Annotated in this window: 21 protein-coding genes; 10 read left to right on the top strand and 11 right to left on the bottom strand. The window is 69.5% G+C overall.

Annotation, left to right across the window (positions count from 1 at the left end):
• Positions 1-31 precede the first annotated feature (31 nt).
• The 5 genes from CFB45_RS04240 to CFB45_RS04220 all read left to right on the top strand — a co-directional run bounded on the left by CFB45_RS04240 (position 32) and on the right by CFB45_RS04220 (position 6,263).
• Positions 32-1,165: a hypothetical protein gene (locus tag CFB45_RS04240; RefSeq protein WP_089424649.1), complete on the top strand. Its 1,134-nt coding sequence runs from the start codon at positions 32-34 to the stop codon at positions 1,163-1,165.
• An 11-nt stretch (positions 1,166-1,176) separates the two neighbouring features.
• Positions 1,177-2,484 carry an iron uptake transporter deferrochelatase/peroxidase subunit gene (efeB, locus tag CFB45_RS04235; RefSeq protein WP_089424648.1) on the top strand — a complete coding sequence of 436 codons (1,308 nt, stop codon included), beginning with the start codon at positions 1,177-1,179 and terminating at the stop codon, positions 2,482-2,484.
• A 65-nt stretch (positions 2,485-2,549) separates the two neighbouring features.
• Positions 2,550-3,584, top strand: a complete 1,035-nt coding sequence (locus CFB45_RS04230; protein WP_089424647.1) for an iron ABC transporter substrate-binding protein — start codon at positions 2,550-2,552, stop codon at positions 3,582-3,584.
• Positions 3,585-3,586: 2 nt separating this feature from the next.
• Positions 3,587-5,185 (top strand): ABC transporter permease, encoded by a 1,599-nt coding sequence (locus tag CFB45_RS04225; protein WP_089424646.1) that lies wholly within the window; start codon positions 3,587-3,589, stop codon positions 5,183-5,185.
• 28 nt (positions 5,186-5,213) lie between these two features.
• Complete coding sequence (locus tag CFB45_RS04220; protein WP_089424645.1) at positions 5,214-6,263, top strand: ABC transporter ATP-binding protein; 1,050 nt, start codon at positions 5,214-5,216, stop codon at positions 6,261-6,263.
• Between the two features lie 56 nt (positions 6,264-6,319).
• Here the strand turns inward: CFB45_RS04220 and CFB45_RS04215 are convergent, their stop codons facing one another.
• The 9 genes from CFB45_RS04215 to CFB45_RS04170 all read right to left on the bottom strand — a co-directional run bounded on the left by CFB45_RS04215 (position 6,320) and on the right by CFB45_RS04170 (position 15,720).
• Positions 6,320-6,835 carry an SRPBCC family protein gene (locus CFB45_RS04215; protein WP_089424644.1) on the bottom strand — a complete coding sequence of 172 codons (516 nt, stop codon included), beginning with the start codon at positions 6,833-6,835 and terminating at the stop codon, positions 6,320-6,322.
• Positions 6,836-6,879: 44 nt separating this feature from the next.
• Positions 6,880-7,512, bottom strand: coding sequence for a LolA family protein (locus CFB45_RS04210; protein ID WP_089424643.1), 633 nt, complete (start codon positions 7,510-7,512; stop codon positions 6,880-6,882).
• On the bottom strand, positions 7,509-7,940 hold the full coding sequence (locus tag CFB45_RS04205; RefSeq protein WP_373452670.1) for a quinol oxidase: 432 nt from the start codon (positions 7,938-7,940) through the stop codon (positions 7,509-7,511). Before CFB45_RS04205 ends, CFB45_RS04210 begins: the two co-directional genes overlap by 4 nt.
• Positions 7,941-7,971: 31 nt before the next feature.
• On the bottom strand, positions 7,972-8,754 hold the full coding sequence (locus CFB45_RS04200; protein WP_089424642.1) for an anti-sigma factor family protein: 783 nt from the start codon (positions 8,752-8,754) through the stop codon (positions 7,972-7,974).
• Positions 8,751-9,266, bottom strand: coding sequence for a sigma-70 family RNA polymerase sigma factor (locus tag CFB45_RS04195; RefSeq protein ID WP_039361534.1), 516 nt, complete (start codon positions 9,264-9,266; stop codon positions 8,751-8,753). Before CFB45_RS04195 ends, CFB45_RS04200 begins: the two co-directional genes overlap by 4 nt.
• A 34-nt stretch (positions 9,267-9,300) precedes the next feature.
• The gene (locus tag CFB45_RS04190) at positions 9,301-9,660 is read right to left on the bottom strand and encodes a COG4315 family predicted lipoprotein (RefSeq protein ID WP_089424641.1); all 360 of its coding nucleotides are present in this window, start codon (positions 9,658-9,660) and stop codon (positions 9,301-9,303) included.
• 295 nt (positions 9,661-9,955) lie between these two features.
• Positions 9,956-13,138 carry a beta strand repeat-containing protein gene (locus CFB45_RS04185; RefSeq protein ID WP_089424640.1) on the bottom strand — a complete coding sequence of 1,061 codons (3,183 nt, stop codon included), beginning with the start codon at positions 13,136-13,138 and terminating at the stop codon, positions 9,956-9,958.
• Positions 13,139-13,622: 484 nt separating this feature from the next.
• Positions 13,623-14,867, bottom strand: a complete 1,245-nt coding sequence (locus CFB45_RS04175) for an NAD(P)/FAD-dependent oxidoreductase (protein WP_089424639.1) — start codon at positions 14,865-14,867, stop codon at positions 13,623-13,625.
• 73 nt (positions 14,868-14,940) lie between these two features.
• Complete coding sequence (locus CFB45_RS04170; protein WP_089424638.1) at positions 14,941-15,720, bottom strand: ABC transporter substrate-binding protein; 780 nt, start codon at positions 15,718-15,720, stop codon at positions 14,941-14,943.
• A 380-nt stretch (positions 15,721-16,100) separates the two neighbouring features.
• Between CFB45_RS04170 and CFB45_RS04165 the strand changes: the two genes are divergently transcribed.
• The 5 genes from CFB45_RS04165 (at position 16,101) to CFB45_RS04145 (ending at position 21,509) form a co-directional block, all read left to right on the top strand.
• Positions 16,101-17,075, top strand: a complete 975-nt coding sequence (locus CFB45_RS04165; RefSeq protein WP_089424637.1) for an ornithine cyclodeaminase family protein — start codon at positions 16,101-16,103, stop codon at positions 17,073-17,075.
• Positions 17,072-17,866, top strand: a complete 795-nt coding sequence (locus CFB45_RS04160; RefSeq protein ID WP_089424636.1) for a helix-turn-helix transcriptional regulator — start codon at positions 17,072-17,074, stop codon at positions 17,864-17,866. Before CFB45_RS04165 ends, CFB45_RS04160 begins: the two co-directional genes overlap by 4 nt.
• 207 nt (positions 17,867-18,073) lie before the next feature.
• A complete protein-coding gene (locus CFB45_RS04155) occupies positions 18,074-18,805 on the top strand; it encodes a DsbA family oxidoreductase (RefSeq protein ID WP_089424635.1) in 732 nt (243 codons plus the stop codon).
• Between the two features lie 136 nt (positions 18,806-18,941).
• Positions 18,942-20,378, top strand: coding sequence for a DHA2 family efflux MFS transporter permease subunit (locus CFB45_RS04150; RefSeq protein ID WP_089424634.1), 1,437 nt, complete (start codon positions 18,942-18,944; stop codon positions 20,376-20,378).
• A gap of 342 nt (positions 20,379-20,720) precedes the next feature.
• Positions 20,721-21,509, top strand: a complete 789-nt coding sequence (locus CFB45_RS04145) for a sulfite exporter TauE/SafE family protein (RefSeq protein ID WP_089424633.1) — start codon at positions 20,721-20,723, stop codon at positions 21,507-21,509.
• Between the two features lie 157 nt (positions 21,510-21,666).
• Here the strand turns inward: CFB45_RS04145 and CFB45_RS04140 are convergent, their stop codons facing one another.
• Entirely contained in the window at positions 21,667-23,502 is a 1,836-nt protein-coding gene (locus CFB45_RS04140) for a S10 family peptidase (RefSeq protein ID WP_089424632.1), read from the bottom strand.
• Between the two features lie 617 nt (positions 23,503-24,119).
• Positions 24,120-26,210 carry a D-(-)-3-hydroxybutyrate oligomer hydrolase gene (locus CFB45_RS04130; protein WP_089424631.1) on the bottom strand — a complete coding sequence of 697 codons (2,091 nt, stop codon included), beginning with the start codon at positions 26,208-26,210 and terminating at the stop codon, positions 24,120-24,122.
• Between the last annotated feature and the right edge of the window lie 120 nt (positions 26,211-26,330).

The following is a 26,330-nucleotide window of genomic DNA, read 5'->3' as shown; positions in this document are numbered from 1 at the left end:
GCCCGGACGGCGCGCTCCCCAGGAGCCCCACATGAATCCATCCGCCCCGCTTCGCCGTCTCGCGACGGGCGCACTGGCCGCAGCCGCGCTGACGGCCGCCGCCGGCGCACTCGCCGAGCCGCAAGGTTTCCTCGAGACCGTGCATCGCCACACCACGCTCGTCAACACGGTGCCGGACAACGGCGACCAGAACCCGTACGCGATCGCGGTCGCGCCGGTGTCGGCCGGCACGATCCAGGCGGGCGACGTGCTCGTCGACAACTTCAACAACGCGGCGAACCTGCAGGGCACCGGCAGCACGATCGTCGACTACCGCCCGTCGACGAAGCAGCTGAGCCTGTTCGCGTCGATTCCGCGCGATCTGAAGGCCTGCCCGGGCGGCGTCGGCCTGTCGACGGCGATGACGATGCTGAAATCCGGCTGGGTGATCGTCGGCAGCACGCCGAGCAACGACGGCACGACCAACACCAAGGGCGCCGGCTGCCTGATCGTGCTCGATCCGCAAGGCAAGATCGCGTCGACGTGGTCGACCCCGAACATCAACGACCCGTGGGGCAACATGGCCGTGGTCGACCGCGGCGACAGCGCGACGCTGTTCGTCAGCATGGCCGGCTTCGGCGTCGGCGGCGCGGACGGCACTCCGCCCGTCTACAAGCAGGCGACGGTACTGCGTCTCGACCTCGACGTGCCGGCCGGCAAGCCGCCCGTGATCAAGCAGGAAACGGTCGTCGCGAGCGGCCTCGGCGCGCAGGCCGACAAGGGCGTGTTCCTGGTCGGCCCGACCGGCCTCGCGCTGTCGGGCGACCAGAAGAAGCTGTACGTGTCGGACGCGATCGGCAACCGCATCGTCGAGATCGACGACCCGCTCACGCGCGACACCAGCGCGGGCGTCGGCCGTCAAGTCACCGCCGACGGCTTCCTGCGCCGCCCGCTCGCACTCGCGACGGCGCCGAACGGCCACCTGCTCGCGACCAACGCGCAGAACGGCCAGGTCGTCGAGATCGATCCGGTCGCCGGCAAGCAGATCTACGCGCGCTGGATCAATACCGACAAGGCGCAATCGCCCCCCGGAAACGGCAACCTGTTCGGCATCGCCATGACGCCTGAAGGCGACGGCTTCTACTACGTCGCGGACGACGTCAACACGCTGCTGCTCGCGAAGTAAGGGAGCCCATCATGGCAGACGATTCCAACCAGCCACCACGCCCCGCGCGGCGCGGCTTCCTGAAGGCGGGCAGCGCCGCGGTGGCCGCCGGCCTCGCCGCGGCGTCGATCCCGGCCGCGCAGGCCGCGGGTGCGCCCGCCGCCGAACCCGCGCCCGCTTCCACGCATGACGGCGTCGAGCCGTTCTACGGCAAGCACCAGAGCGGCATCACGACGCCGCAGCAACGCCACGCGTATTTCGCGGCGCTCGACCTGACGACGGCCCAGCGCGCGGATGTCATCGCGCTGCTGAAGACCTGGACCGACGCCGCCGCGCGGATGGCGCGCGGTGATACCGCACAGCCGCTCGCCGCGACGGACAGCGACGACGAGGTCGCGCCGGCGGACGGGGGCGACGCGCTCGGCCTCGGCCCCGCGCGCCTGACGATCACGTTCGGCTTCGGCCCCGGCATGTTCGCGCTGGCGGGCAAGGACCGCTACGGCCTCGCGAAGCATCGGCCCGCCGCGCTCGTCGACCTGCCGCGCTTCAACGGCGACCAGTTGCTGCCGGAAAAGACCGGCGGCGACCTGTTCATCCAGGCGTGTGCGGACGACGCGCAGGTCGCGTTCCACGCGGTGCGCCAGCTCGTGCGCCTCGGCGCGAAAGCCGCGCAGATGCGCTGGGGCCAGGCCGGCTTCACGTCGGGCAAGCCCGGCGAGACGCCGCGCAACCTGATGGGCTTCAAGGACGGCACGATGAATCCGCCGATGTCCGACCCCGCCGCGATGGATGAATTCGTATGGGCCGGCAGCGAAGGCCCGGCATGGATGAACGGCGGCACCTACACGGTCGTGCGCCGGATCCGCATCACGCTCGAGCACTGGGACAACACGGAGCTCGGCTTCCAGGAGCAGGTGGTCGGACGTCACAAGTACAGCGGCGCGCCGCTCGGCCAGAAGCACGAGTTCGAGGCGCTCGATCTCGACGCGGCCGACAAGGACGGCAACCCGGTGATCCCCGACAACGCGCACGCGCGTCTCGCGTCGCCGCAGTTGAACAACGGCGCGCAGATCCTGCGCCGCGCGTACTCGTACAACGACAGCACGAACTTCTACATCGAGCGCTGGCCGCCGTGGCGCCAGCAGACCGAGTACGACGCGGGGCTGATGTTCGTCGCGCACCAGCGCGACCCGCGCAAGGGCTTCATTCCGATCAACGAGAAGCTCGCGAAGCTGGACATCATGAACCAGTTCACCACGCACGTCGGCAGCGCGATCTTCGCGTGCCCGCCGGGCGCGCAACCGGGTTCGTACATCGGCGCCGCGCTGTTCGAGGCATGACGACACGCCACGCAAGCCAACGCACACCTTCCCGGCCCGGCCGGATGCAACCTGCTGAAAACCACATGAACACTTCACCCGTTAGCCGCCCGCTGCGGCACCTGATTTCCGCGGCGGCCGCCGCGCTGATGCTGACCGGCGCGCTGCACGCCGCGCGTGCACATGCCGCGACGCTCACGCTGTACAACGCGCAGCACGAGCAGGTCGTCAACCAGCTCGTCAAGGACTTCGAAGCGCAGAGCGGCATCACCGTGAAGGTGCGCTCGGGCGAAGGCCCGGCGCTCGCCGCGCAGCTCGTCGCGGAAGGCGACCGCACGCCGGCCGACGTGTACTTCACCGAGAACTCGCCGGAGCTCGTGCTGCTCGATCGCAAGAGCCTGTTCGCGAAGACCGACGCCGCCACGCTGCAGTCGGTGCCCGCGCGCTTCAACCCGGCCGACGGCAACTGGGTCGGCGTGCTCGCGCGCGAGAACGTGCTCGTCTACAACACCGCGAAAATCCAGCCGCAGCAGCTGCCCGCTTCGCTGCTCGATCTCGCGAAGCCGGAATGGAAGGGCAAGGTCGGCGTCGCGCCGAGCGACGCGGACTTCCTGCCGCTCGTGAGCGCGGTGCTCGCGCTGCACGGCGAAGCCGCGACGCTGCAATGGCTGAAGGGCCTGAAGGCCAACGCGCAGATCTTCGACGACGACGAAGGCGTGACGGCGGCCGTCAACCGCGGCGGCGTGCTGACCGGCATCGTCAACAACTACTACTGGGACCGCCTGCACGCCGAGCTCGGCGACAAGTCTACCCGCAGCGCGATCCATCACTTCGGCAAGGGCGACGTCGGCGGGGCCGTCAACGTGTCGGGCGCCGCGGTGCTGAAGGCCTCGAAGCACCCGCCGGAAGCGCAGAAGTTCGTCGCGTATCTCGTCAGCGAGCGCGCGCAGAAACTGATGGCCGGCGGCCATATCAGCTTCGAGTATCCGCTGCATCCGGGCGTCGCGCCCGATCCGATCCTGAAGCCGTTCAACGAATTGAGCCCACCGGCACTGTCGTTCGAACAGCTCGGCGACGACAGCCAGGCCGGCAAGCTGCTGCGCCAGGCAGGCCTGCTCTGACCATGAGCGACGCCGTGTCGCGCACGGCGAGCACCGCACGCGACAGCGAGCCCACCGCGACACGGCGCCCCCCGTCACGCGCGCTCGTCGCCGCGGCCGCGTGCGGGCCGCTCGCGATCCTGCTGCCGCTCGGCTTCACGCTGTACCGCGCGGCCACCTTCGGCGTCGACGATGCGATCGCGCTGCTGTGGCGCCCGCTCGTCGGCGAACTGCTGGTCAACACGTTGTCGATCACGCTCGCCGCGACCCTCGCGTGCACGCTGCTCGGCACGGCGCTCGCGTGGTTCATCGAGCGCACCGACCTGCCCGCCCGGCCGCTGTGGACCGCGCTCGCGGCCGCGCCGCTCGCGGTGCCGCCGTTCATCACGGGCTATGCGTGGGTGTCGCTGAGCCTCGACCTGCAGGATTTCCTCGGCGCGCTGATCGTGCTGAGCTCCGCGTACTTCCCGCTCGTCTACCTGCCGGTGGCCGCCGCGCTGCGCGAACTCGACCCCGCGCTGGAGGAAAGCGCACGCACGCTCGGCTGCTCGCCGTGGCATACCTTCTTCCGCGTCGTGCTGCCGCAGCTGCGCCCCGCGCTGTGCGGCGGGATGCTGCTCGTCGCGCTCGGCGTGCTGTCCGAGTTCGGCGCATTCCAGTTGCTGCGCTTTCGCACCTTCACGACCGAGATCTATGCGGAATACCGCACCGCGTTCGACGGCGGCGGCGCATCGCTGCTCGGCTGCGTGCTGATCGCGCTGTGCCTGCTGTGCCTCGCGATCGAGGCTCGCGCTCGCGGCCATGCGCGCTACGGTCATACGCACCGCGCCGCGCGCCGCGTCGCGATGCGTTATCCGCTCGGCCGTCTGCGCGGCCCCGTCACGGTCGCGTTCGCCGCGCTCGCGGCGGCGACGCTCGGCGTGCCGCTCGCGATGATCGGCTACTGGCTCACGCAACAGGGCGCGGCCGCCGTCACGCCGGCCGACGTGTCGCCCGAACTGCTGTGGCAGGCCACGCTCGCGTCGTCCGGCTACGGCCTGATGGCGGCAGCCGTCACGTCGCTGCTCGCGCTGCCGCTCGCGTTCCTGCTGGTTCGCTATCCGGGCCGCGTCGCGACGCTCCTCGAGCGCACCGCGATGACCGTGCAGGGCGTGCCGGGCATCGTCGTCGCGCTGGCGATCGTGTCGATCACCGTGCGGCTGCTGCAGCCGCTCTACCAGAGCGCACCGGCGCTCGTCGCCGCGTACGCGATCCTGTTCCTGCCGCTCGCGGTCGTCAGCGTGCGCGCCGCGCTGTCGCACGTGCAGGTCCGGCTCGAGGAAACCTCCCGCTCGCTTGGGCTCGGCTGGCGCGCGACGCTCACGCGCGTGGTGCTGCCGCTCGCGGCGCCCGGCCTCGGCGCGGCCGCGACGATGGTGTTCATCTCGGTCGTGACGGAACTCAACGCGACGCTGCTGCTGTCGCCGATCGGCACCCGCACGCTCGCGACGCAGGTGTGGAGCGATACGGCGACGCTTGCGTTCGCCGCCGCGGCGCCCTACGCGGCACTGCTCGTCGCGCTGTCGCTCGGCGCGTCGGGACTGCTGTTCCTGCTGCTCGGCCGCGCGTCGGTGCGCGACTGAGCGCCGCCCTTTTTCCCCGGAACCGCCCATGAGCGAACTACGCATCCACGGCCTGTCGAAATCGTTCGGATCGCATACCGTCCTGCACGACGTCGATCTCACGGTGCGGCGTGGCTCGCGCCTCGCGCTGCTCGGCCCGTCCGGCAGCGGCAAGACCACCCTGCTGCGCGTGCTGTGCGGCTTCGAGCGCGCCGAGCGCGGCACCGTCGAAATCGATGGCCGCCGCGTGGCCGCGCCCGACGTGCACCTGCCGCCCGAACAGCGCCGGATCGGCTACGTGCCGCAGGAAGGCGCGCTGTTTCCGCATCTGTCGGTGGCCGACAACATCGCGTTCGGGCTGCCGCGCGCGGCGCGGCGGCGCCATCATCGCGTCGACGAACTGCTCGAGATGGTCGGGCTGCCCGCGTCGTATGCGAGCCGTGCGCCGCAGCAACTGTCCGGCGGACAGCAGCAGCGCGTCGCGCTCGCTCGTGCGCTCGCGCCCGAGCCGTCGCTCGTGATCCTCGACGAACCGTTCTCCGCGCTCGACACGTCGCTGCGCCACGAAACGCGTAGCGCGGTCGCCGATGCGCTCGCCGCGGCAGGCGCGACTTCGGTGCTCGTCACGCACGACCAGCCCGAGGCGATGACACTCGGCGACGAAGTGGCGGTGATGTGGCACGGCCGGCTCGTGCAGACGGCCGCGCCGCAGACGCTGTACCGGCAGCCGGTCACGCGCGACGTCGCGTCGTTCGTCGGGCAGGCGGTGCTGCTCGCCGGCCGCGTGAGCAACCTGCGCATCGCCTGCGCACTCGGCGACCTGCCGCTCGTCGCGCCGCTGCCCGACGGGCCGGCCGACGCAATGCTGCGTCCCGAGCAGATCGGCATCGTGCCGGTCACGCACGGCGACGCGGCGCGCGGCCATACGGCGCGTGTCGAAGCCGCGCAGTTCGCGGGCCAGGACGCCGACGTGCTCGTGCGCCTCGATGCCGATGGCGACGTACGCGTGCGCGCACGCGTGCCGGGACACCGGTGTCCGGCCGTCGGCGAACGTGTCGCGCTGGTGGTGGATGGCGCGGTGATGGCGTATGCGCGCTGAGCGGCGCGGGCCGTCGCTACGCGCGCTTACTCGCGTTCAGTCGCGTTCACCCACGTTCAGGCATCGGCGCAGCCCGCCTCCGACAACGGCCGGAAGATCCGGCCCTCCGTCTCGACCGTCGCGCCCAGCAGCCGCGCGAGCCCCTTCGCGCCTTCGCGCATCACGACGTCGTGGTTCCAGCGGAACAGCGGGCGACCGAGCGGCTCCAGCCGGTTCATCCAACGCACGTGCGTGCGGATGTGCCAGTCGTAGCGCACGATCGTCCGTGCGCCGTCGGCGACGAACGACCAGCATCCGTCGCCTTCGATCGCGCCGCTCGCACGGCCTTCGAGCACATGCGGCGGCTCGACGCGCCGCACGCGCATGTCGAAGGTCAACCGGTACGGCAGCGCCCCCTTCCATGTATAACGGTGCAGCGCGCCGACGCCACGCGCGTCGCCCGGTTCGATCTCGACGGTGCTCACGGCACCCTTCCACCAGGCGGGCCAGCGGTCGACCTGGTAGATCGCGTCCCACACCGCCGCGAGCGGCGCGTCCACGCGCCAGGTCGTCGAGAACCGGTATTCCGCCATGCAGCCTCCGGCATGCCCGTCACGGGCACGAGTCAGCACACCACTCAGGGCGCGAAGAAGCGTTCGGGAAACGCGACATCGATTTCGATATCGTCGAGCGTCACGGTTTCGAGCGGCACGTCGTCATCGTCCGCGAAGCTGACGACCTTCAGCGGAAAGCCGTCCTCGGTATCGAGCCACAGCCGGTAGCGATGCACGCCGTCGACCGCGTGCGCGGGCGCGCCCGTGACCGACACGCGCAGCGCGGTTCGGCCGCCGACGGCCTCCTCGCCTTCGGTCACCGTCGCGCCGCCTTCCTGCAGCGCATGAACGTTGCGCAGCAGCTCGCCGACGTCCGACCGGTCGACCCGGTGGCCGCTGCGGTCGCGCACGAGCGGATTGGACGGCGACAGCGTCAGCGCGGGCGGCGCATGCACGCCGAACGGGCGCAACCGCACCTTGCCGTCGCCGGGATCGTAGGCGAGCACCGCGCCGTGATGCGGCGACACGAAATCCATCCGGACGAAGCCCGGTTTCAGGTACGCGTAACGGATCTCGGTATGCTCGCCGCCGCGCGCGGACGAGCGGATCGTCGCGCGGTACGAGCGGACGTGGTCGAAATGCGCCTGCGCAACGGTCACGGGATCGGCGGTCATGCTCGCTCCTATCAGGCTCGCGGCCAGCAACGCGGCGATCACGGCGCCGCCTCGACATCGAGCACGCCTGCCATCCCGCGCTCGCGATGGCTGCTGAAAAACAGCAGCCGATGCGTGCAATAGTAGGCGAACCGGCCCGGCTGCGCCGGCGTGAACCGAAACGTCTTCGGCGTCGTGCCGAGTTCGGTGCGCACCGCGATGCCGGCCTGCGGCGCATCGATTTCGAAACTGTGCGGCACCAGGCCGGGCTCGGCCGACACGGTCAGCTCGACCGGCACGTGTGCCCGCACGATCACGTGGTTCGGTCGGAAGAAATAGCTGCCGCCGACGATCGCCACCCGTTGCACGCCGTCGGCGTCGACCGGCACGCGCAGCGGCGCATCGCCGTCCGCCTGAGCAAGCGCGGTGCCCGCGGCGAGCGCCGCCAGCACCAGCATCGGCACGCGCCGCTTCGTCATCGTCGTCTTCATCACCTGCTCCCTGCCGGCGGCGGCGCGCGCGTCACCCCTTCCACGCGTCGGTCGGGCCGCCGAGTTCGCCGCATGCGTCGATCGCGAGTTCGCGCAGGCGCCGTTCGTCGCCCTGGCCGGACAATGCGTAACCCATCCCGCGATCCGACCAGAAATACGTGTAGCGGTCGCCGGCCGACATCGCCTGCGGCGCGAGACGTCGTGTGTCGTAGGCCGTCATGTACAGCGTCACGCGCGCGCCGTCCGCGCGCTGGTACATGAGTTGCGCGGCCGGCCCCGCTTCGCCGGGAAGCAGCCGGCCGCCGAGCAACTGGTAACCGTATTCGTCGAGCGACGGCGCATGCACGGGCCGCCCGAGACGCGCGGACAGCCACGCGACGAGATGGTCAGGATCACCCGCACCGACCTCGACCGGATGGTCGCGGTCGGCCACGTACGTCGCATAGGCGACATCCGCGCGTGCGGCGAACGCCGGTTCACCGCCGAACGCCACCCAGCCCGCATGCAGTGCAACACCGATCAGCAGCCCGGCCGCGAGCCCCGCGAACGCATAGGCGATCCCGCGCCGGCGCGGCGCACGGCGTTGCACGAACAGCGCGGGCGCGGCGGCCGGCAGCGGGAACAGCGCCTGCAGCGCGTCGCGCTGCGCCCGATAGTGCGCGAATCGTTCGGCCTCCTCCGGATCGGCCAGCACGCGCTCGAGCACCTCGCGACGCTCGTGCCCGGACAGCTCGCCGTCCAGCAACGCGGACAGCAGCTGCGCCGACGCATCGTCGTCCCGCTCGTTCGAAGGCTTGTGCGGATCGTCCATCATGTCTTCCCGATCACCCGTAATGCAGCCGTGCCGTGCGCCGGCGGCTCGTCGGACAGCAGCGCGCGCATCTGCCCGCGCGCCCGTGCAAGCCGCGACATCACCGTTCCCACCGGGACGCCGAGCACCTCCGCGGCATCGCGATAGCTCAATTCCTCGAGCGCGACCAGCAACAGCACCTCGCGCTGTTCGACCGGCAGCCGGTACAGCGCGCGCTGCACGTCGCGCAGCACCAGCCCGCCGATTTCGCCGGCCGGTGCGGCCATCGTCTGCCACGGCGCCGTCGCATCGTCGACCGCGATCTCGTGCCGTGCGCGCAACTGGTCGATGAAGCGGTGCCGCAGCAGCGTCAGCAGCCATGCGCGCAGGTTGCCGCCGTCGCGCGGCGGGCGGTTCAGCGCACGCTCGAGTGTGTCTTGCACGAGATCGTCTGCCCAGGCCCGGTCACCCGTCAGCGCACGCGCATAACGCGTGAGATGCGGCAACCACACCAGCAGATCCGATTCGTAGCTCATCAGGATGCCTCGCGCACCACCCCACCGCCCGTCGTCACGGACGCGCGACGTGCCACATGCCGCCGACCCCGTCGCCACCCGCGTCGCCGGGCTTGTGATCCAGCTTCCAGCGATACAGCGGGCGCCCGCGGTATGCCCATTGCTTGCTGCCGTCGTCACGCGCGACGAGGCTCAGCGCGCCGGTTGCCTTGTCGTACGCGTCGGCAAGCGCAGGCGGCCAGTTCGCCGCGCACCCGCTGTCGCACGCGCTCTTGCCGGGCGCATCGCGATCGAACACGTACAGCGTCATGTGATCTTCGTCGACCAGCTTTCCGTCGCCGGCGCGCGGGGGTTCCGCGGCGGCCGGCCGCACGATTGACGCCGTCAGCGCGGCGGCGACGAGTATCCGTTTCATGCCCTTTCTCCTTGACACGGCATCGCGACACGGCGGCACCGGCCGGGATGATCGGCTTCGTCTCGACCATTATCCCGCCGGCCGGCGCTGCCGGGATTCGGTATGTAAACGGATGGAGGCGACCGGTTATTCCACGCCGGCCGGCGAGCGTCGTCTTCGGCGGCGGAAGCCATTCGTGCGACGAAAGAAAAAAGGGACGCCAAAAGACAACGCGGCATGACATCGCTGTCATGCCGCGTTGTGCGGCCCGTTGCGCACGGCGGCCGATCCGGCTCCGCCGTGCGTGCGCGGCCGGTTACTTCGGCAGTGCGCCCGTCAGCGACTGGAGCAGCGATGACACCGGCGCGAGCGGGTTGCCCGGCGCGCTGCTGCCCGAGTGCGGCGTGACCGACAGGCCCGGCGCGGAGCCGAGCGTCGTGCCCACCGTCGTGCCGACCGCGTTGACGACCGTCGCCGTCGCGTTGGCGCCCGTCGTCAGCAGCGAGCCGACTGCGCCCGCCGTGCCGCCGGCCGCGTTCGCGCCCGAGCCGAGCAGGCTGCCGCCCGCCGCTGCCGTCGAACCGGCCGCGCCCGACAGCGCGCCGGCCGCCTGCCCGAGGGCCGCCGGACCGCTCGCGAGTGCGCCCGTCACCGAACCGAGCGCACCGGTCAGTGCGCCGGCCGGGTTGCTGCCGCCCGTCAGGCCGCTCACGAGGTTCGTGATCGGTGCGATCGGGTTGCTGCCCGCCGCGCCCGACAGCGTGCCGATGACCTGGTTCACGACGCCTTGCACCGGCGCCAGCGGGTTCGAGCCGCCGAGGTTGCCGAGCGTACCGACCACCTGGTTCACGACGCCCTGTACCGGCGCCAGCGGGCTCGAGCCACCGAGGTTGCCGAGCGCGCCCACGACGGAGCCGACCGCGTTGCCCAGGGCATTCGTGGCCGTGCCGACCGCGTTGCTGTTGCCGAGCGTGCCGACGACCTGGTTCACGACGCCCTGCACCGGCGCCAGCGGGTTCGAGCCGCCGAGGTTGCCGAGTGCGCCCGTCACCGAGCCCAGTGCGCCGGTCAGCGCGCCGGCTGCGTTGCCGCCCGTCGGCAGCGCGTTCTGCAGGCCGTTGACGAGGTTCGTGATCGGCGTGATCGGGCTACCGCCACCGGCGCCGGACAGCGTGCCGACGACCTGGTTCACGACGCCTTGCACCGGCGCCAGCGGGCTTCCCGCGCCGCCGAGCGTGCCGGCGAGCTGCGTGACGACGCCCTGCACCGGAGCCAGCGGACTTCCCGCGCCGCCGACGTTGCCGAGCGTGCCCGTGATCGTGTTGACCGCGTTGCTCAGTGCGCCGGCCGGGTTGCCGCTGCCGAGCGTACCCGTGACCTGGTCGACGACGCTCTGGATCGGCGCCAGCGGGTTCGAGCCGCCGCCGATGCCGCCCAGTGCGCCAGTGACCGTGCCGAGTGCACCGGTCAGTGCGCCGGCCGGGTTGCCGCTACCGAGCGTGCCCGTGACCTGGTTCACGACGCCTTGTACCGGTGCCAGCGGGTTCGAGCCGCCGCCGATGCCGCCCAATGCGCCCGTCACCGTGCCGAGGGCGCCGGTCAGTGCGCCGGCCGGGTTGCCGCTACCGAGCGTGCCCGTGACCTGGTTCACGACACCTTGAACCGGCGCCAGCGGGTTCGAGCCGCCGCCGATACCGCCCAATGCACCCGTGACCGTACCGAGAGCGCCGGTCAATGCACCTGCCGGGTTGCCGCTACCGAGCGCACCCGTTGCCGTACCGAGTGCGTTGCTCAGTGCCCCGGTCGCCGTGTTCAGCGCACCGGTCAACGCACCTGCCGGGTTGCCGCCACTCAGCGCACCCGTCACTTGATTCACGACGCCCTGAACCGGCGCCAGCGGATTCGTGCCACCGCCGATGGAGCCCAGAGCACCCAGTGCCCCCGTCACGTTGCCGAGCGCACCGGTCAACGTGCCTGCCGGATTGCCGGCACCCAGTTCACCGGCTACCGTACCGAGTGCACCCGTCAACGCACCGGCCGGGTTGCCGTTATTGAGCGCCGTCGTCACTTGATTGACGACACCTTGAACCGCCCCCAGCGGGTACGAACCGCCGCCGACATTACCCAGCGCGCCGGTCACTGTGCCGAGTGCGCCGGTCAGTGCGCCTGCCGGGTTGCCGCTGCCAAGTGCGCCCGTCACTTGATTGACGACGCCTTGAACCGGCGCCAGCGGGTTCGAACCACCGCCGATACCGCCCAGTGCACCCGTCACCGTGCCGACGGCGCCGGTCAGTGCGCCTGCCGGGTTGCCGCCACCGAGCGCCCCCGTTACCTGATTGACGACGCCTTGAACCGGCGCCAGCGGATTCGAGCCGCCGCCGATACCGCCCAGTGCACCCGTCACCGTGCCGACGGCGCCGGTCAGTGCGCCTGCCGGGTTACCGCCACCGAGCGCGCCCGTTACCTGATTGACGACACCTTGAACCGGCGCCAGCGGGTTCGCACCACCGCCGATACCGCCCAGCGCACCCGTCACCGTGCCGAGAGCGCCGGTCAGTGCGCCTGCCGGGTTGCCGCCACCGAGCGCGCCCGTCACTTGATTGACGACACCTTGAACCGGCGCCAGCGGATTCGTGCCGCCGCCGATACCGCCCAGTGCGCCCGTCACCGTGCCAAGGGCACCGGTCAACGCGCCAGCCGGGTTGCCGCTACCCAGCGCGCCCGTCACTTGATTGACAACACCTTGTACCGGCGCCAGCGGATTCGAGCCGCCGCCGATACCGCCCAGTGCACCCGTCACCGTGCCGACGGCGCCGGTCAGTGCACCAGCCGGGTTGCCGCCACCGAGCGCACCCGTCACTTGATTGACAACACCTTGTACCGGCGCCAGCGGATTCGAGCCGCCGCCGATACCGCCCAGTGCCCCGGTCACCGTGCCAAGGGCACCGGTCAGTGCACCAGCCGGGTTGCCGCCACCCAGCGCACCTGTCACTTGATTCACGACGCCTTGAACCGGCGCCAGCGGGTTCGCCCCACCGCCGACATTACCCAGTGCCCCCGTTACCGTGCCAACCGCGTTGCTCAGCGTCCCCGTCGCCGTATTCAGCGCACCGGTCAACGCACCTGCCGGGTTGCCGCCGCTCAGCGCACCCGTCACCTGATTCAGCACACCCTGGACCGGCGCGAGCGGCTGCACCGTGCCGCCGCCACCGCCGAGTGCGCCCGTCACCGCCCCCACGGCGCCCGACAGCACCTGGCCGGGATCGCCCAGCGACGTCTGGATCGCGCCTGCCCCGCCTGCCGCCACCGTGACCGAGCCCAGCGGCGACGTCCCCGTCGCGACCAACCCGACCGACACGCTGTTCGTCGGCGGGTTGACGATCACTTGCGGAATCGGCAGCGCATCAAGGGCCCCCGCCATCGCCGAACCCGAAGCCAGTACCCCGAACACCGTCGCGACCGACAGCGCCACACCCGTCAATTTCAAATTGTGTCCCATCTTTATTTTCCCCATCTCGGTTGGCACAACGTTGATAAAGCATGGGGACGGATTGCACGAAGTGTGCCAATTCGAAAAACGGGATTGATTCGTCTGCCTATTGAAGGGCAATAACGCTTTTTTAATCGATTTCAGACGAAATTCACGGCCTTGGCGCCGCAATCATCCGACGAAAAAGGCCGACTGAACGCGGATGTAACGTAACGTTTGCGAGCCCCGTGGTAACGTGTTCCGGTACATTCCGCGTAACGCCGGAACATCCGCTGCAACGATGCGCCACACCGTCACGAGCGGCTGCCCATTACGCATTTCATCAATATGAAAATGCATTGATAAATCGCCGATTTGCTGATTTTCTTTATTTCGCGATTATCTTTCTTGCCGATTACGCAGATCATTTCCGATTGCGTGATTTCCGATAATTCGGATAGCAGATTGAAACATTGTGAAGGCCGGAGCGCGCGACGCAGCGCGCGCCGCCGGATCAGCCGAAGCGTGCGGGCCGGTACGGATGGGGATCGATATAGGTCGGCGCGCCCGTCATCATTTCGGCGAGCAGGCGGCCGCTTGCGGGGCCGAGCGTGAGCCCGTGATGGCAATGACCGAACGCGAACCACAGGTGGCGATGGCGCGGCGCGGGCCCGATCACCGGGCGCATGTCGGGCGTGCACGGCCGCATCCCGAGCCACGGCTCGGGATCGAGCCGCTCGCCGATGCCGAACGCGTCGCGCGCCAGCGGCTCGGCGCGCGCGAGCTGCACGCCGGTCGGCGGTGCGCCGCGCAGCGCGATCTCGACGCCGGTCGTGAGCCGCAGGCGGCCGCCTTCCATCGGCGCGACGACGAAACCTGCCTCGGTATCGCACACGGGCACGTTCAACGGCGCGCGCGTCGGCCGGTAATGCATGTGATAGCCGCGCTTCGCGCGCAGCGGAATCCGGTAGCCGAGCGGCTCGAAGACGTGATCGGACCACGGCCCGAGCGCCACCACGGCCGAGCGTGCCGAAATCGGCCCGTGCTCGGTACCGACCTGCCAGCCGTCATCCACCTGCACGAGCGTCCTGGCATCGCCGAGCGCGAACGTGCCGCCGTCGCGCTCGAACAGCCGCGCGTAGGCCTTGGTCAGCCCGCCCGGGCTCGACACGGTCTTCGGGTCCTGCCAGTGGAATGCGCCGCAGAACGCGTCGCCGATACCGGGCTCGCGCGCCCGCAACGCACGCGCATCGAGCACGGTCATCCGCAGCCCGTGCGCGTCGGCCACGCGCTGCTGCGCACGGGTTTCCGCATCGAACAGCGCGGGCGAACGGAACGCCTCGATCCACCCGCCGTCGTGCACGAGCGGCTGCGCATCGGTGCGCGCGAGCAGCGCGTCGTGCTCGACCACGCTCGCCGCGACGAGCGGCAACAGGTCGCGCGCGGCGGCCGCGAGCCGCTGCGGCGACGATTCGCGCCAGAAGCGCGCGAGCCAGCCCGCATACGCGGGCAGCGCGCGGTAGTCCCAGTAGAGATCGACCGAGCGGTTGCGCGCATAGCGCAGCAGCGTGCCGAGCCGGCGCGGAAACGCGTACGGCACGACCGACGAGCGCTCGATCAGCCCCGCATTGCCGTGGCTCGTTTCCTCGCCGGGCGCGCGCCGGTCGACGAGCGCGACGCGCAGCCCGCGATCCTGCAGATGCAGCGCCGACGACACGCCGACGATGCCGGCCCCCAGAACGATGACGTCGAAATCCATGGTTCCCCGTACTGCGTCGAGATTCGATGCGACACGCGCCGGCGCGGCGGCCGGCGCGCGGCGGTCATGACGATTACTTCGAGACGATGTCGCGCTTGAAGTACTTCTGCGACAGCGCGCTGAGCGTGCCGTCCTTCTTCAGCGCGTCGAGCGCGCCGACGATCTTCGCCTGCAGCGCCTTGTCGTTCTTGCGCATCCCGAAGCCCGTGCCTTCACCGAGCGTCGCCGGATCCTTCAGCGGCTCGCCGACGATCTGGTAGTCGCGGCCGGCCGGCTTGTCGAGGAACCCGTCCTGCGCGGTCTGCGCCTCCTGCACGGCCGCGTCGAGGCGACCCGCGACGAGATCCGCATAGATCTGGTCCTGATCCTGGTACGACACGACGGCCACGCCCGCGTTGGCCCAGTGCGCTTTCAGGAAATCCTCCTGCGACGAGCCCTGCAGCACGCCGACGTGCTTGCCGCGCAGGCTCGCGACGTCGGGCCGCAGCGGCGAGCCGTGCTTGGCGATCATCACGATCGGCACCACGTAGATCGCCGGCGTGAAGTCGATGCTCTGCCGGCGCTTCGACGTGATGTTCATCGCCGAGTTGATCGCGTCGAACTTGCGTGCCTGCAGCGCCGGGATCAGGCCGTCGAACGCGTTCTCGACCCACACGCATTTCATGTTCAGCTTCGCGCACACCGCGTTACCGATGTCGACGTCGAAGCCCTGCAGCTGGCCGGCCGGCGTCTTGCTCTCGAACGGCGGATAGGCGGCTTCGATCCCGAAGCGCAACGTGGTCTGTTCCGCATGGGCCGTGACGGCCGCGCAGGCAAGCGCCGCAGCGGCGCAAAGGGAGAGCTTCCAGTTCATGACGGTCCTTCCGTTCCGGATTGAGGCGATGAAGATCGGTGCACGACGCCCCCGGGCCGGGCGCCGGGTCGGCATTCGAAGCAGGCAGCCGCCACGCGGCGATGCGTCGAGTCCTGCACGCGAAATATAGACTCAAAGTCTACTATAGACTATAGGGGATACGAGAATCGTGCCCTGATACGCGACGTTGAAAATTCGCCACCCATCCTTAACCCCCTTGATTTACCTGCGATTTTTCCTAATCACGCGACGGCACGACATCTCGAAAAGAAAAATTCTCCCGATTTAGTTTGTCTATATTAGACTTTTCGTCCATAACGAACACTGCCGGACACCGTCGATCGAGACTGTCCTGTCCGGCCCCGACCGGAGATGTCCCCATGACGCAAACCGCCCCGACCCTGCCGCTGACCGTCGACGAAGCCGCGGTGCGCGCGGCCCTGCCGTCGCTCGACGTGCTCGGCACGCTGCGCAGCATGTTCGCGTCGCTCGCCGCGGCGCGCGCGGTGCAGCCGCCGCAAACGCTCACGCTGTTTCCCGACCAGGCCGGCGACTTCATCACGTATCTCGGCGCGCTCGCCGACGCGCAGGTATTCGGCGCGAAGCTGTCGCCGTATGTCGTGACGGGCGGCAAGCCCGACGGGAGACCAATCGTCACCGCCTGGACCGCGCTGATGTCGATGCACACGGGCCAGCCGCTGATGTGGTGCGACGCCGGCCTGCTGACCGTCGAGCGCACGGCCGGCACGACCGCGCTCGCGGTCGACTGCCTCGCGCCGCGCACCGCGCGCCATCTCGCGATCGTCGGCGCGGGCGCGGTCGGCCTCGCGCACCTGCGGCACACGGCGGGCTTGCGCGACTGGGAGACGATCCGCGTGTACTCGCCGTCGCTTGCCGGCGACGCGGCGCAGCAGGCGGCGCTCGCGCAGCTCGATCCGCGTGCGCGCGCCGCGGCGAGCGTCGAAGCCTGCGTGCGCGACGCGGACGTCGTGATGCTGTGCACGTCGTCCGGCACGCCCGTGCTCGGCGACGGGATGCTCACGCGCCCCGCGCTCGTCACGTCGATCAGCACAAACGTCGCGCGCGCCCACGAGATCCCGCCCGCCTGGCTGCCCGACATGGACGTGTACTGCGACTACCGGCATACAACGCCCGCGAGCGCCGGCGAGATGCAGATCGCGGCGGCCGAACACGGCTGGGACGCCGCGCGGATCGCCGGCGACCTGCCCGCGCTCGTCGCCGGCACCTGCCCGTCACCGTCGTATGCCCGTCACGCGTTCTTCCGCTCGATCGGCCTCGGGCTCGAGGACATCGCGATCGCGCACGCGCTGTACACGCACCTGGCACGCGCATGAGCGGCACGCGCGCGCGGGGCCGATACAATGGCGCAACCGCCGCGGCGGCCGCGCGCGGGCGCACGGGCATGCCGGTCAACGGTACGCCGGCACGCCGGCCCGATGCGCTGCCCGGCCCCCGCCCACCCGAGATGGCGAACCCGATGCGCAAGAAGAAATCCCCCGTCAAAGACCTGCTGCTCACCCGCTATGCGCCGATCGCCGACGGTATCGCCGCACTGTTCTTCCCGTACGCGGAAGTCGTGATCCACGACCTGCACGACCAGACCGTGCTGTATCTCGCGAACAACCTGTCGAAGCGCGAGGTCGGCGACGATTCCGCGCTCGAGGAAATCGATCATTCCGCGCGCGAGCGCGTGATCGGCCCGTACGAGAAGCTGAACTGGGACGGCCGGCGGATGCGCTGCGTGAGCAACGTGCTGTTCGACGACGAAGGCCGCCCGGCCGGGATGATGTGCATCAACTTCAACATCGCGGTGTTCGACGAGGTGCGCGCGACGCTCGACCTGTTCATCAAGGGCGCGGGCGTCGTCGCGCAGCCGGACGAGCTGTTCCGCGACGACTGGCAGGAGCGCATCAACACGTTCCTGCACGGCTGGCTGCGCGAGCGGCAGGTCGGGCTGAACGGGCTCACGCGCGAGCACCGGCGCGAGCTCGTCGAAGCGCTTTACGCGGAAGGCGCGTTCCGCGGCAAGAGCGCGGCGAACTATGTCGCGAACGTGCTCGGAATGGGCCGCGCGACGGTCTACAAGCACCTCAAGCACCTGAAGGAAACGCAGGGCGACGCGTAAGCGAACCACCCTTCGGGCAGATTCGCCGCCGCATGCGGCGACGGCCGGGCATCGGCATTCGCTATCGGGACGCCGCTTCCGTGTCTATGCTTCGTGATACGCCGGGCGCCCGTTTCATATGACCGCATGGCCGCCCGGCCAGGACGAAACGTCGAAGTACAAAATGATATAGTCCCGGTTACATTTTTTTGCTGCCCGGAATTGCCCATGACGACCGCTCCCGCCCCGACTGCCCGCCCGACCCTGACCGTCGAAATCTGGTCCGACCTGATCTGCCCGTGGTGCTGGATCGGCAAGCGCCGCTTCGACGAGGCGCTCGCCGCGTTCGCGCACGCCGACCGCGTCGACGTCGCGCTGCGCGCGTACCGGCTGTTGCCCGGCCAGCCCGTCGAGCCGGTCGAGGCGATGCTCGGCGGCAAGTACCGGATGTCGCCCGCGCAGGTCGACCAGATGCTGCGCCAGGTGACCGATGCGGCCGCGAGCGTCGGGCTGCGCTACGACCTGCCCGGCACGCTCGTCGGCGATACGCTCGACGGCCACCGGCTCGTGAAGCTCGCGGAAGCGACGGGCCGCGCGCACGCGCTGACCGAGCGGCTGTACCGCGCGTATTTCTGCGAGCACGGCTCGCTGTTCGATCACGCCGAGCTGACCGAATTCGCGGTCGAAGCGGGGCTCGAGCGCTCGGCCGTCGAAGCCGTGCTGCGCAGCGACCTGTACCGCGCCGAAGTCGAGGCCGATGCCGCCCGCGCCGCGCAGATCGGCGGCCGGGGCGTGCCGCTGTTCGTGTTCGGCGGCCGCTATGCGGTGTCGGGCGCGCAACCGGCCGACGCGTTCGCGCAGGCGCTCGACCAGGCATGGCGCGACGGCATCGTCGAACTCGACGGCGGCGACGCAGCCGCGTGCGGCCCCGATGGCTGCGAACTGCCGGCGCGCTCGTAACGCCCGTCGCCTCCATCGCGCGCGTCCCGCCCGGACGCGCGACTACGCATCGCTGCTGCCACAAACCGGCAGGAAGCCCGCGCCGAGGGGGTCTACAATGCAGCCTTTCAAATAACTATCAGAAGGCGGCAAGCCCATGACCCACGGGATTCACGGCGAGAAGCGCTGGTACGCGCTGATCGTCCTCTGCCTCGGCGTGCTGATGATCGTGCTCGACAGCACGATCGTGAACGTTGCACTGCCGTCGATCAGCACCGACCTCCATTTCACCGAGACGGCCCTCGTGTGGGTCGTCAACGCGTACCTGCTGACGTTCGGCGGCTGCCTGCTGCTCGGCGGACGGCTCGGCGACCTGTACGGCCAGCGGCGCATGTTCCTCGCCGGCCTCGTCGTCTTCACGCTCGCATCGCTCGCGTGCGGCCTCGCGCAATCGCAGGCGATGCTGATCGCCGCGCGCGCGGTGCAGGGAATCGGCGGCGCGGTCGTATCGGCGGTCGCGCTGTCGCTGATCATGAATCTCTTCACCGAGCCCGGCGAACGCGCCCGCGCGATGGGCGTGTACGGCTTCGTCTGCGCGGGCGGCGGCAGCATCGGCGTGCTGCTCGGCGGGCTGCTGACGAGCTCGCTGTCGTGGCACTGGATCTTCCTCGTCAACCTGCCGATCGGCATCGCGGTCTATGCGATGTGCGCCGCGCTGCTGCCGCGCCTGCGCGCGCCGGCCGGCAACGCGCGGCTCGACGTCGCGGGCGCGATCACCGTCACTGCTTCGTTGATGCTGGCCGTCTACGGGATCGTCGGCGGCAACGAAGCCGGCTGGCTGTCGACGCAGACCGTCGCGCTGATCGGCGCGGCCGCCGCGCTGCTCGCGCTGTTCATCGCGATCGAGGCGCGCGCCGCGCATCCGCTGATGCCGCTCTCGCTGTTCGCCTCGCGCAACGTCGCGCTCGCGAACGTGATCGCCGTGCTGTGGGCGGCCGCGATGTTCGCATGGTTCTTCCTGTCCGCGCTGTACATGCAGCGCGTGCTCGGCTACGGGCCGCTGCAGGTCGGCCTCGCGTTCCTGCCGGCGAACCTGATCATGGCCGCGTTCTCGCTCGGGCTGTCCGCGCGGATCGTGATGCGCTTCGGCATCCGCGGCCCGATCGCGGCCGGCCTGCTGATCGCGGCGTGCGGCCTCGCGTTGTTCTCGCGCGCACCGGTGGACGGCGGCTTCGTCTGGCACGTGCTGCCCGGCATGACGCTGCTCGGCATCGGCGCGGGCGTCGCGTTCAATCCGGTGCTGCTCGCCGCGATGAGCGACGTCGATCCGGCCGATTCCGGGCTCGCGTCGGGGATCGTCAACACCGCGTTCATGATGGGCGGCGCGCTCGGCCTCGCCGTGCTCGCCAGCCTCGCGGCCGCCCGCACCAACGCGCTCGCGGCGGCGAATGCCCCGCTCGACGCGCTGAACGGCGGCTACCATGCGGCCTTCGCGTTCGGCGCGGCATTCGCTGCCGTCGCCGCGCTGATCGGCCTCGCGCTGCGCATCCGGCAGCAGGGTGCGATCGAAGGCGTCGGCTCCGCGATGCACTGACCGGTGGCCGGCGGCGGGTGGCATCGACCGCCGCCCTCGAACCAGGGCGCGCACTGTCGCGCCCTTTTTTATGCGTGCCGGGCCTGGCACCCGCTCTCGCTTCACCGGGCGCTTCGGGCGGATCAGTCGCGAGGAGAACAGCCATCACGTCCCTCGCTCCGCTCAAACGCCTGTTTTACTTCGGGCCAGATGCCCGCCCCACGGGCTTCCCCCGCCGATTTTTAACGCAGTCGACCATCGACGCGCCACTTTTGCGACAATGGCGGACTTTGATGCGCGCGCCGCGGCCACGCGCCGCCGCCGAACATCGCATAACCGTCGCCGCATAACCGCCTGCTTCCGATGTCGCTTCCCCATATCGATCTGCTGTACTCGTTGTCCGGCCTGTTCGTCGGTATCCTCGTCGGCCTGACGGGCGTTGGCGGTGGTTCGTTGATGACGCCGATCCTCGTGCTGCTGTTCGGCGTCCACCCGGCAACGGCGGTCGGCACCGACCTGCTGTACGCGGCCGCGACCAAGGCCACCGGCACGCTCGTCCACGGCCTGAAAGGCTCGATCGACTGGCGCATCACGGGCCGGCTCGCGGTGGGCAGCGTCCCGGCCGCGGCCGTCACGCTGTGGTGGCTGCATACGCACGGGATGAACACGCCGGGCACCGCGCGGATGATCCAGCTCGTACTCGGCATCGCGCTGCTGCTCACGTCGCTCGCGCTGATCTTCCGGCCGCAGCTCACCGCGTTCGCCGCGCGCAACCCGCTCGCGCCGAGCCCCGCGCGCACGCTGTGGTCGACCGTGCTGACAGGCGCCGTGCTCGGCGTGCTCGTGTCGATGACGTCGGTCGGCGCCGGCGCGATCGGCGTGACCGTGCTCCTGCTGCTGTATCCGATGCTCGCGACCACCCGCATCGTCGGCTCCGACATCGCGCACGCGGTGCCGCTCACGCTCGTCGCGGGCATGGGCCACTGGCTGCTCGGCTCGGTCGACTGGTCGATGCTGCTGTCGCTGCTGCTCGGCTCACTGCCCGGCATCGTGATCGGCAGCCTGCTGTCGGCGCGCGCGCCCGAACGGCTGCTGCGCAACCTGCTCGCCTCGACGCTCGTCGCGGTCGGCGTGCGGCTCGTGCTGGCGTAACACGCGGCGCAACCGACCTGTCCTCGATGGTTTGATGCCGTTTCGCGGCCGGCGAACGACGCGCCGCCCCATCGCCCGTCGCACATAAAAACAGCCCGACCGGCCTGCGCCGATCGGGCTGTCGTCCATCCGGGGCGTCGCACGCCGCCCGCGGCGCTTACTGCCCTTGCTGCTGCAACTTCTGCTGCTTGAGCTGCTGCGTGCGCATCTGCAGCTTCAGCACGCGCTGCAGCGCAGTGCGGTTGGCGAGAATGCCGTCGTAGAAGTTGGCGAGATCGCCCTTCAGCGCGGTCCGCGACGCGTCGTTCAGGTAGATCATGTGGCCCGACGGGTAGTTCTTGATCGTCAGGTTCTGCGCCTTGAGCGTCGGGGCGAGCGGCATCTGCGCGAGCGTCAGCTCCGTCTGGTGGAACGGCGTGACGGCGTCGAAATAGCCGTTGGCCGACAGCACCTTCAGGTCCGGGTTCACGCTCATCGTCGACGCCAGGTCGCCGGCCGTGTACAGCGTATTGCCGCCGCCCTTGTTCGCGCCGGTCGGATCGGTGTGGCTGAAGTCCCAGTTGTTGAAGACCTGGTCGTTCAGGTCCACGAACGACGACGTCGACGTGTACTTGAGGTCGGTGTTGATGTAGCTGTTCCACAGCACCGTGTACGCGCCGCCCACGTTCGTGATCGACGGATCGTTGCTGCCCGAGTTCGGCAGGATGTACGGCGCGATGCCCTTGCCCGTGAAGTTCGCGCGACCGTCGTACTGGCCGATCTGCGTGCCCGGCACGAGCGTCAGGAAGAACGTGTACGGCGGGTTGTCGTTCGACGACGGCACGTTGCCGAGCGCGGCCGGGTTGCCGAACGTCTGGATCAGCGACGTCGGATCCGTGCCGATGTACGCGCCCATCTGCTGCGCGGTCTGCAGGTTCAGGTTCAGGCGCACGTTCACGAAGCCGCCGTCCTGCGGGTTCGGCTTCTGCGCGAGCGGCGCGAGCGTGTTGTCCGCGTAGTTGCGGGCCTGGACCATGTACGCGTCGAGGTCGGTCGGCGTCGGGTTGAGCGTCGTCTTCTTCCAGTAGAACGCATCGGCCGCGAGCGTCGGGAACGTGCCCGGCGCGGACAGCGCGTTCGCGTAGTCGAGGATCGACGACTGCAGCGTGATCCCGTTCAGGTCGATGCCGTCCTCATGCAGCACCCACGAAACGACCGCGCTGCGCGCGGTGCCGTACGACTCGCCGTACAGGAACTTCGGCGAATTCCAGCGCGAGTACTTGGTCAGGTAGCGCTGGATGAAGCGGTCGATCGAGCGGGCGTCCTGGTCGGTGCCCCAGAAGTCCTTGTTCTTCGCCGGGGCGATCGCCGCCGAGTAACCGGTGCCGACCGGGTTGATGAACACGAGGTCGGTACGGTCGAGCAGGCTGTCCGGGTTGTCGAGCAGCTTGTACGGCGCGGGCGGCGTGAAGTTCGGGAACGACGACTGCAGGCGCTTCGGCCCGTACGAGCCGAGCAGCAGGTAGACCGACGACGAGCCGGGGCCGCCGTTGTAGAAGAACGTGACCGGGCGCGGCTTCGACGGGTCCGGATTGTCCTGCGTGTACGCGACGTAGAACATCTTCGCGTTCGGCGCCGACGTGACCGGATCGATCGTCGTCAGGTGGCCCGTGGTGGCCGTGTACTTGATGGTCTTGCCGCCGATCGTGACCGTGCGGTGCACGACGGCCGCCCCTTCCGTGGAATCCGTGACCGCGTCGTTCGGCCCGGTGCCGTACACGTCGTTGTCGACGTACGGCTGGTCGGCCGCGGCGGCCGTTGCGGTGGTGTTGGCCGACGTGCTGGCGCCGGCCGACGTCGCGGCGGCGGCGGCGGCCGAAGCGGCCGGGCTCGACCCGTCGTCGCCGCCGCACCCCGTGACGAGCAGCGCAGCGGCCGCGGCCGCTGCGAGCGGCACGCTCAGTGTCGTTCCGAATAGCGCGAAACCGTCTTTCAAGGACTTCCGTGTCGTCATTATTGCCTCTCGAACAGAACGATAAATACCGCCGGTCGCAAAGGATCATTTGCGCCGGCGCTCCGCACCGGGAATGCATTCGTTATGCGACGCACTCCGAGTTTTTTACCGGCTCGGCGAATACCGACCGGCATGATTTACCCCACCCATATTTTTTTGCGACCGCACAATGAAATCAATTCCATTGCGAACGACAATTCGATAATCCGCAGCAATACATATTCATTCAGCGCATTTGCACACGCACAAAATCGACGGCAAAAACACGCCCTTGCCAGGCCAGCCACGGCAAGGGCACCTCGCTTCGAACAGACGAACAATCCCCCTCGGCGAGATGCCGATTAATCGCAAAATGACGATCAATCGCGACTCGAGCCGATTTAATAAAATCGAAAGGATCGATTAACCAAATGGAAAGGAATATCCTCGTATCTGGAATTTATTAAATTAAGTGAAAATACCGGCGCATATTAGGGTTCCGATTTATCGCCGTAAAGTAATAATTTGTTACGGCGCTCGCCATTCCGATAAAAGGCAGTTCGGGACCGATTCCAGAGCACCCAAAAGAAAAAGCCGGACGAGTGTCCGGCTTCGTGAGCGCGGCGCGGCGCGCGCCGTCAGAGCGGCACGTCGATCGCGCCGGCGCCGGTCGTGATCGCATTCGCGCCCGGCGCGGCCGAGATCGGCGGCAGGTTCGCGCTCGTCAGCGCGGGCGCGGCGCCCGGCGTGCCGCCGCGCGGCACCGTGCGGATCACCTGCGACGGCGGCAACGGCGCGCCGCTCTTCAGGTGCTTCCACATCAGGTTCAGCGCCTGCAGGTTGTAGTAATGAACCGGCACGAAGCGCGTGTCGAAGCCCGGCACCGGCAGGAACGCGTCGAAGTGCTGGCCGTTCGTCACCTCGTAGAACACGAGCTGGCTGCGCCCGCCTTCGCTGATGCCGTTCTGCGCGACGTACGCGCGCGACGCGTGGTTCACGGGCACGAGCGCGTCGCTGCGGCCCTGCACGATGATCGCCGGCTTGCCCTGCAGGTTCGCGTTCACGCGCACCGCGTCGACGTTCGCGGGCATCCCGAGCATCCCGTTCGTCCAGAGCTGGCGCAGGCACAGCGCGCCCGCGAAGCTCCCGTCGGGCGTCGCGAGCCGGTGGTCGACGCCCGCGCCCGTGTTGAACACGAGGTTGATGCCGGCCGTCGGCGGCACGCCATTGCCGACGCCGAACACGGCCGGCATCGGCGACGTGGCGGGCGCGGCGACGGCGCCCGTCGCCGGGTTCGTCGTCGCGAAGCTGAAATTGCACAGGTTGTCGGTGACGCGCGAGTGCGTGTACGCGTTCGCATACGTGACCGCGATCGCCGGAATCGCCTGCGAATCCCACATCGGCGCCTGCAGCAGGTCGGAATCGGCGAGGTAGCCGGCCGCGTGGAGCTGCGCGAGCGCGTCGGCGGCCTGACTTTGCGTATCGGCGCCCGACACGAGCCCGGCCGCGGCGAGCGTCGCGCAGCGCTGGGTGCGGATCGACTGCGTGGTCGCCGCCGGCAGCGCGCTCAGGGACGGCGCGTCGGCAAGCGACGCCGACGCGGCCGCGCACGGCTCCAGCAGGTTCGCGAGCGTCGCGTAGTCGGCCAGCGGCCGGCCGAACGACGGCACGGGCTGGCCGCCCGAGCGCACGACCGCGTTCGGCGCCACCCGCACGTTGATCTGCGGCTCGCCGACCACGACCGCGGTGATCCAGCCGCGGTTGTCCTGTTCGGCCGCCGCGAGCGACGCGCCGCCGCCGTTGCTGACCGACGCGGCGATCGTCGTGATGTCACCCGCGCGATAGCGCACGCCGTGATGCGAGCCGTCGACCAGCGGTCCGAACTGCTCGTTGAGCGCCCAGTACGCGAACTCGACCGACTGCAGCGTCACGCGCCCCCAGTCCTGCTCGGGATTCTGCTGCGAATGCGCGTGCTTGAACGCATAGCGGTTCGGGAAGCGGGAATTGAACGTGGCGAGATCGCCGCTGGTGACGTTCGCGGTGAACAGGCTCGCGGTGCCGGCCAGCACCGCGTTGGCGAGCGTGCCGTCGATCAGCGTGATGGTGTCCGACATCAGCTCGTGCGCGCCATTGCCGCCGCCCTTGTCGTTGTAGGCGACCGCGCAGCCGCGCTTGAGCGCCCATTCGCCGGCCGCGGAAATCGCGCCGTACACGCCGCGCGAGCCCGACGACGTCGCGGTGACGATGCACGGCTGCGCGGGATTGAAGCTGGCGGGCACCTGCACGAGCAGCGTGACGTTCTTGCTGCCGCTGCCGTCGTCGGCGTAGGCGAGATATTCGGTGCCGGGAATCTTGCCTTCGCCGAGCGTGTCGTTGCCGTCGAGGTCGACGTTCGGCCCCCAGAAGCGGCCGTAGCCGCCGTTGGCGCTCATGTCGACCAGCGCGCGGTAGTTCGACCAGATCGCGAGACGGCGCAGCTCGGCGCCCGTCGGCCGGGCGGCATTCGCAAAGCCGGGGGCGCTCGCCGAGCCGAGGCCCGTCTTGCCGAGGCCGGCCGTCAGCAGGTCGTCGCTCGCGCCGTCATAGGCCGTCGTGCGCACGCTGCCGGACACGAAACCGGGCAACCGGTTGCGCTCGGCCGACTCGTCGCCGTTACAGGCGCCGAGCATCGCGACCGCGGCCAGCGCCGCGCCGAAAACCATCCGCCTGCCCCACCCGAGTCTCGTCATCGCCGCCCTCTCGATATCGTTATCGGTCCGCCGCCGCTTCGTGCGGCTTGCGGCCTCTCAAGCGCAAACGGGCCCCGGCATGCCGGGGCCCGCCTGAAAACGGGCGCATGCGGCGCTCAC

Source organism: Burkholderia sp. HI2500 (genome assembly GCF_002223055.1).
In the GTDB taxonomy this organism is placed as follows: Bacteria; Pseudomonadota; Gammaproteobacteria; order Burkholderiales; family Burkholderiaceae; genus Burkholderia.
This window is presented reverse-complemented; position numbering and strand designations above follow the sequence as displayed.

What these genes read in the sequence shown, in the direction of transcription:
- CFB45_RS04240 (WP_089424649.1), top strand. Translation starts at nt 32, where the DNA reads ATGAATCCATCCGCCCCGCTTCGCCGTCTCGCGACGGGCGCACTGGCC.
- efeB (WP_089424648.1), top strand. Translation starts at nt 1,177, where the DNA reads ATGGCAGACGATTCCAACCAGCCACCACGCCCCGCGCGGCGCGGCTTC.
- CFB45_RS04230 (WP_089424647.1), top strand. Translation starts at nt 2,550, where the DNA reads ATGAACACTTCACCCGTTAGCCGCCCGCTGCGGCACCTGATTTCCGCG.
- CFB45_RS04225 (WP_089424646.1), top strand. Translation starts at nt 3,587, where the DNA reads ATGAGCGACGCCGTGTCGCGCACGGCGAGCACCGCACGCGACAGCGAG.
- CFB45_RS04220 (WP_089424645.1), top strand. Translation starts at nt 5,214, where the DNA reads ATGAGCGAACTACGCATCCACGGCCTGTCGAAATCGTTCGGATCGCAT.
- CFB45_RS04215 (WP_089424644.1), bottom strand. Translation starts at nt 6,835, where the DNA reads ATGGCGGAATACCGGTTCTCGACGACCTGGCGCGTGGACGCGCCGCTC.
- CFB45_RS04205 (WP_373452670.1), bottom strand. Translation starts at nt 7,940, where the DNA reads ATGAAGACGACGATGACGAAGCGGCGCGTGCCGATGCTGGTGCTGGCG.
- CFB45_RS04200 (WP_089424642.1), bottom strand. Translation starts at nt 8,754, where the DNA reads ATGATGGACGATCCGCACAAGCCTTCGAACGAGCGGGACGACGATGCG.
- CFB45_RS04195 (WP_039361534.1), bottom strand. Translation starts at nt 9,266, where the DNA reads ATGAGCTACGAATCGGATCTGCTGGTGTGGTTGCCGCATCTCACGCGT.
- CFB45_RS04190 (WP_089424641.1), bottom strand. Translation starts at nt 9,660, where the DNA reads ATGAAACGGATACTCGTCGCCGCCGCGCTGACGGCGTCAATCGTGCGG.
- CFB45_RS04185 (WP_089424640.1), bottom strand. Translation starts at nt 13,138, where the DNA reads ATGGGACACAATTTGAAATTGACGGGTGTGGCGCTGTCGGTCGCGACG.
- CFB45_RS04175 (WP_089424639.1), bottom strand. Translation starts at nt 14,867, where the DNA reads ATGGATTTCGACGTCATCGTTCTGGGGGCCGGCATCGTCGGCGTGTCG.
- CFB45_RS04170 (WP_089424638.1), bottom strand. Translation starts at nt 15,720, where the DNA reads ATGAACTGGAAGCTCTCCCTTTGCGCCGCTGCGGCGCTTGCCTGCGCG.
- CFB45_RS04165 (WP_089424637.1), top strand. Translation starts at nt 16,101, where the DNA reads ATGACGCAAACCGCCCCGACCCTGCCGCTGACCGTCGACGAAGCCGCG.
- CFB45_RS04160 (WP_089424636.1), top strand. Translation starts at nt 17,072, where the DNA reads ATGAGCGGCACGCGCGCGCGGGGCCGATACAATGGCGCAACCGCCGCG.
- CFB45_RS04155 (WP_089424635.1), top strand. Translation starts at nt 18,074, where the DNA reads ATGACGACCGCTCCCGCCCCGACTGCCCGCCCGACCCTGACCGTCGAA.
- CFB45_RS04150 (WP_089424634.1), top strand. Translation starts at nt 18,942, where the DNA reads ATGACCCACGGGATTCACGGCGAGAAGCGCTGGTACGCGCTGATCGTC.
- CFB45_RS04145 (WP_089424633.1), top strand. Translation starts at nt 20,721, where the DNA reads ATGTCGCTTCCCCATATCGATCTGCTGTACTCGTTGTCCGGCCTGTTC.
- CFB45_RS04140 (WP_089424632.1), bottom strand. Translation starts at nt 23,502, where the DNA reads ATGACGACACGGAAGTCCTTGAAAGACGGTTTCGCGCTATTCGGAACG.
- CFB45_RS04130 (WP_089424631.1), bottom strand. Translation starts at nt 26,210, where the DNA reads ATGACGAGACTCGGGTGGGGCAGGCGGATGGTTTTCGGCGCGGCGCTG.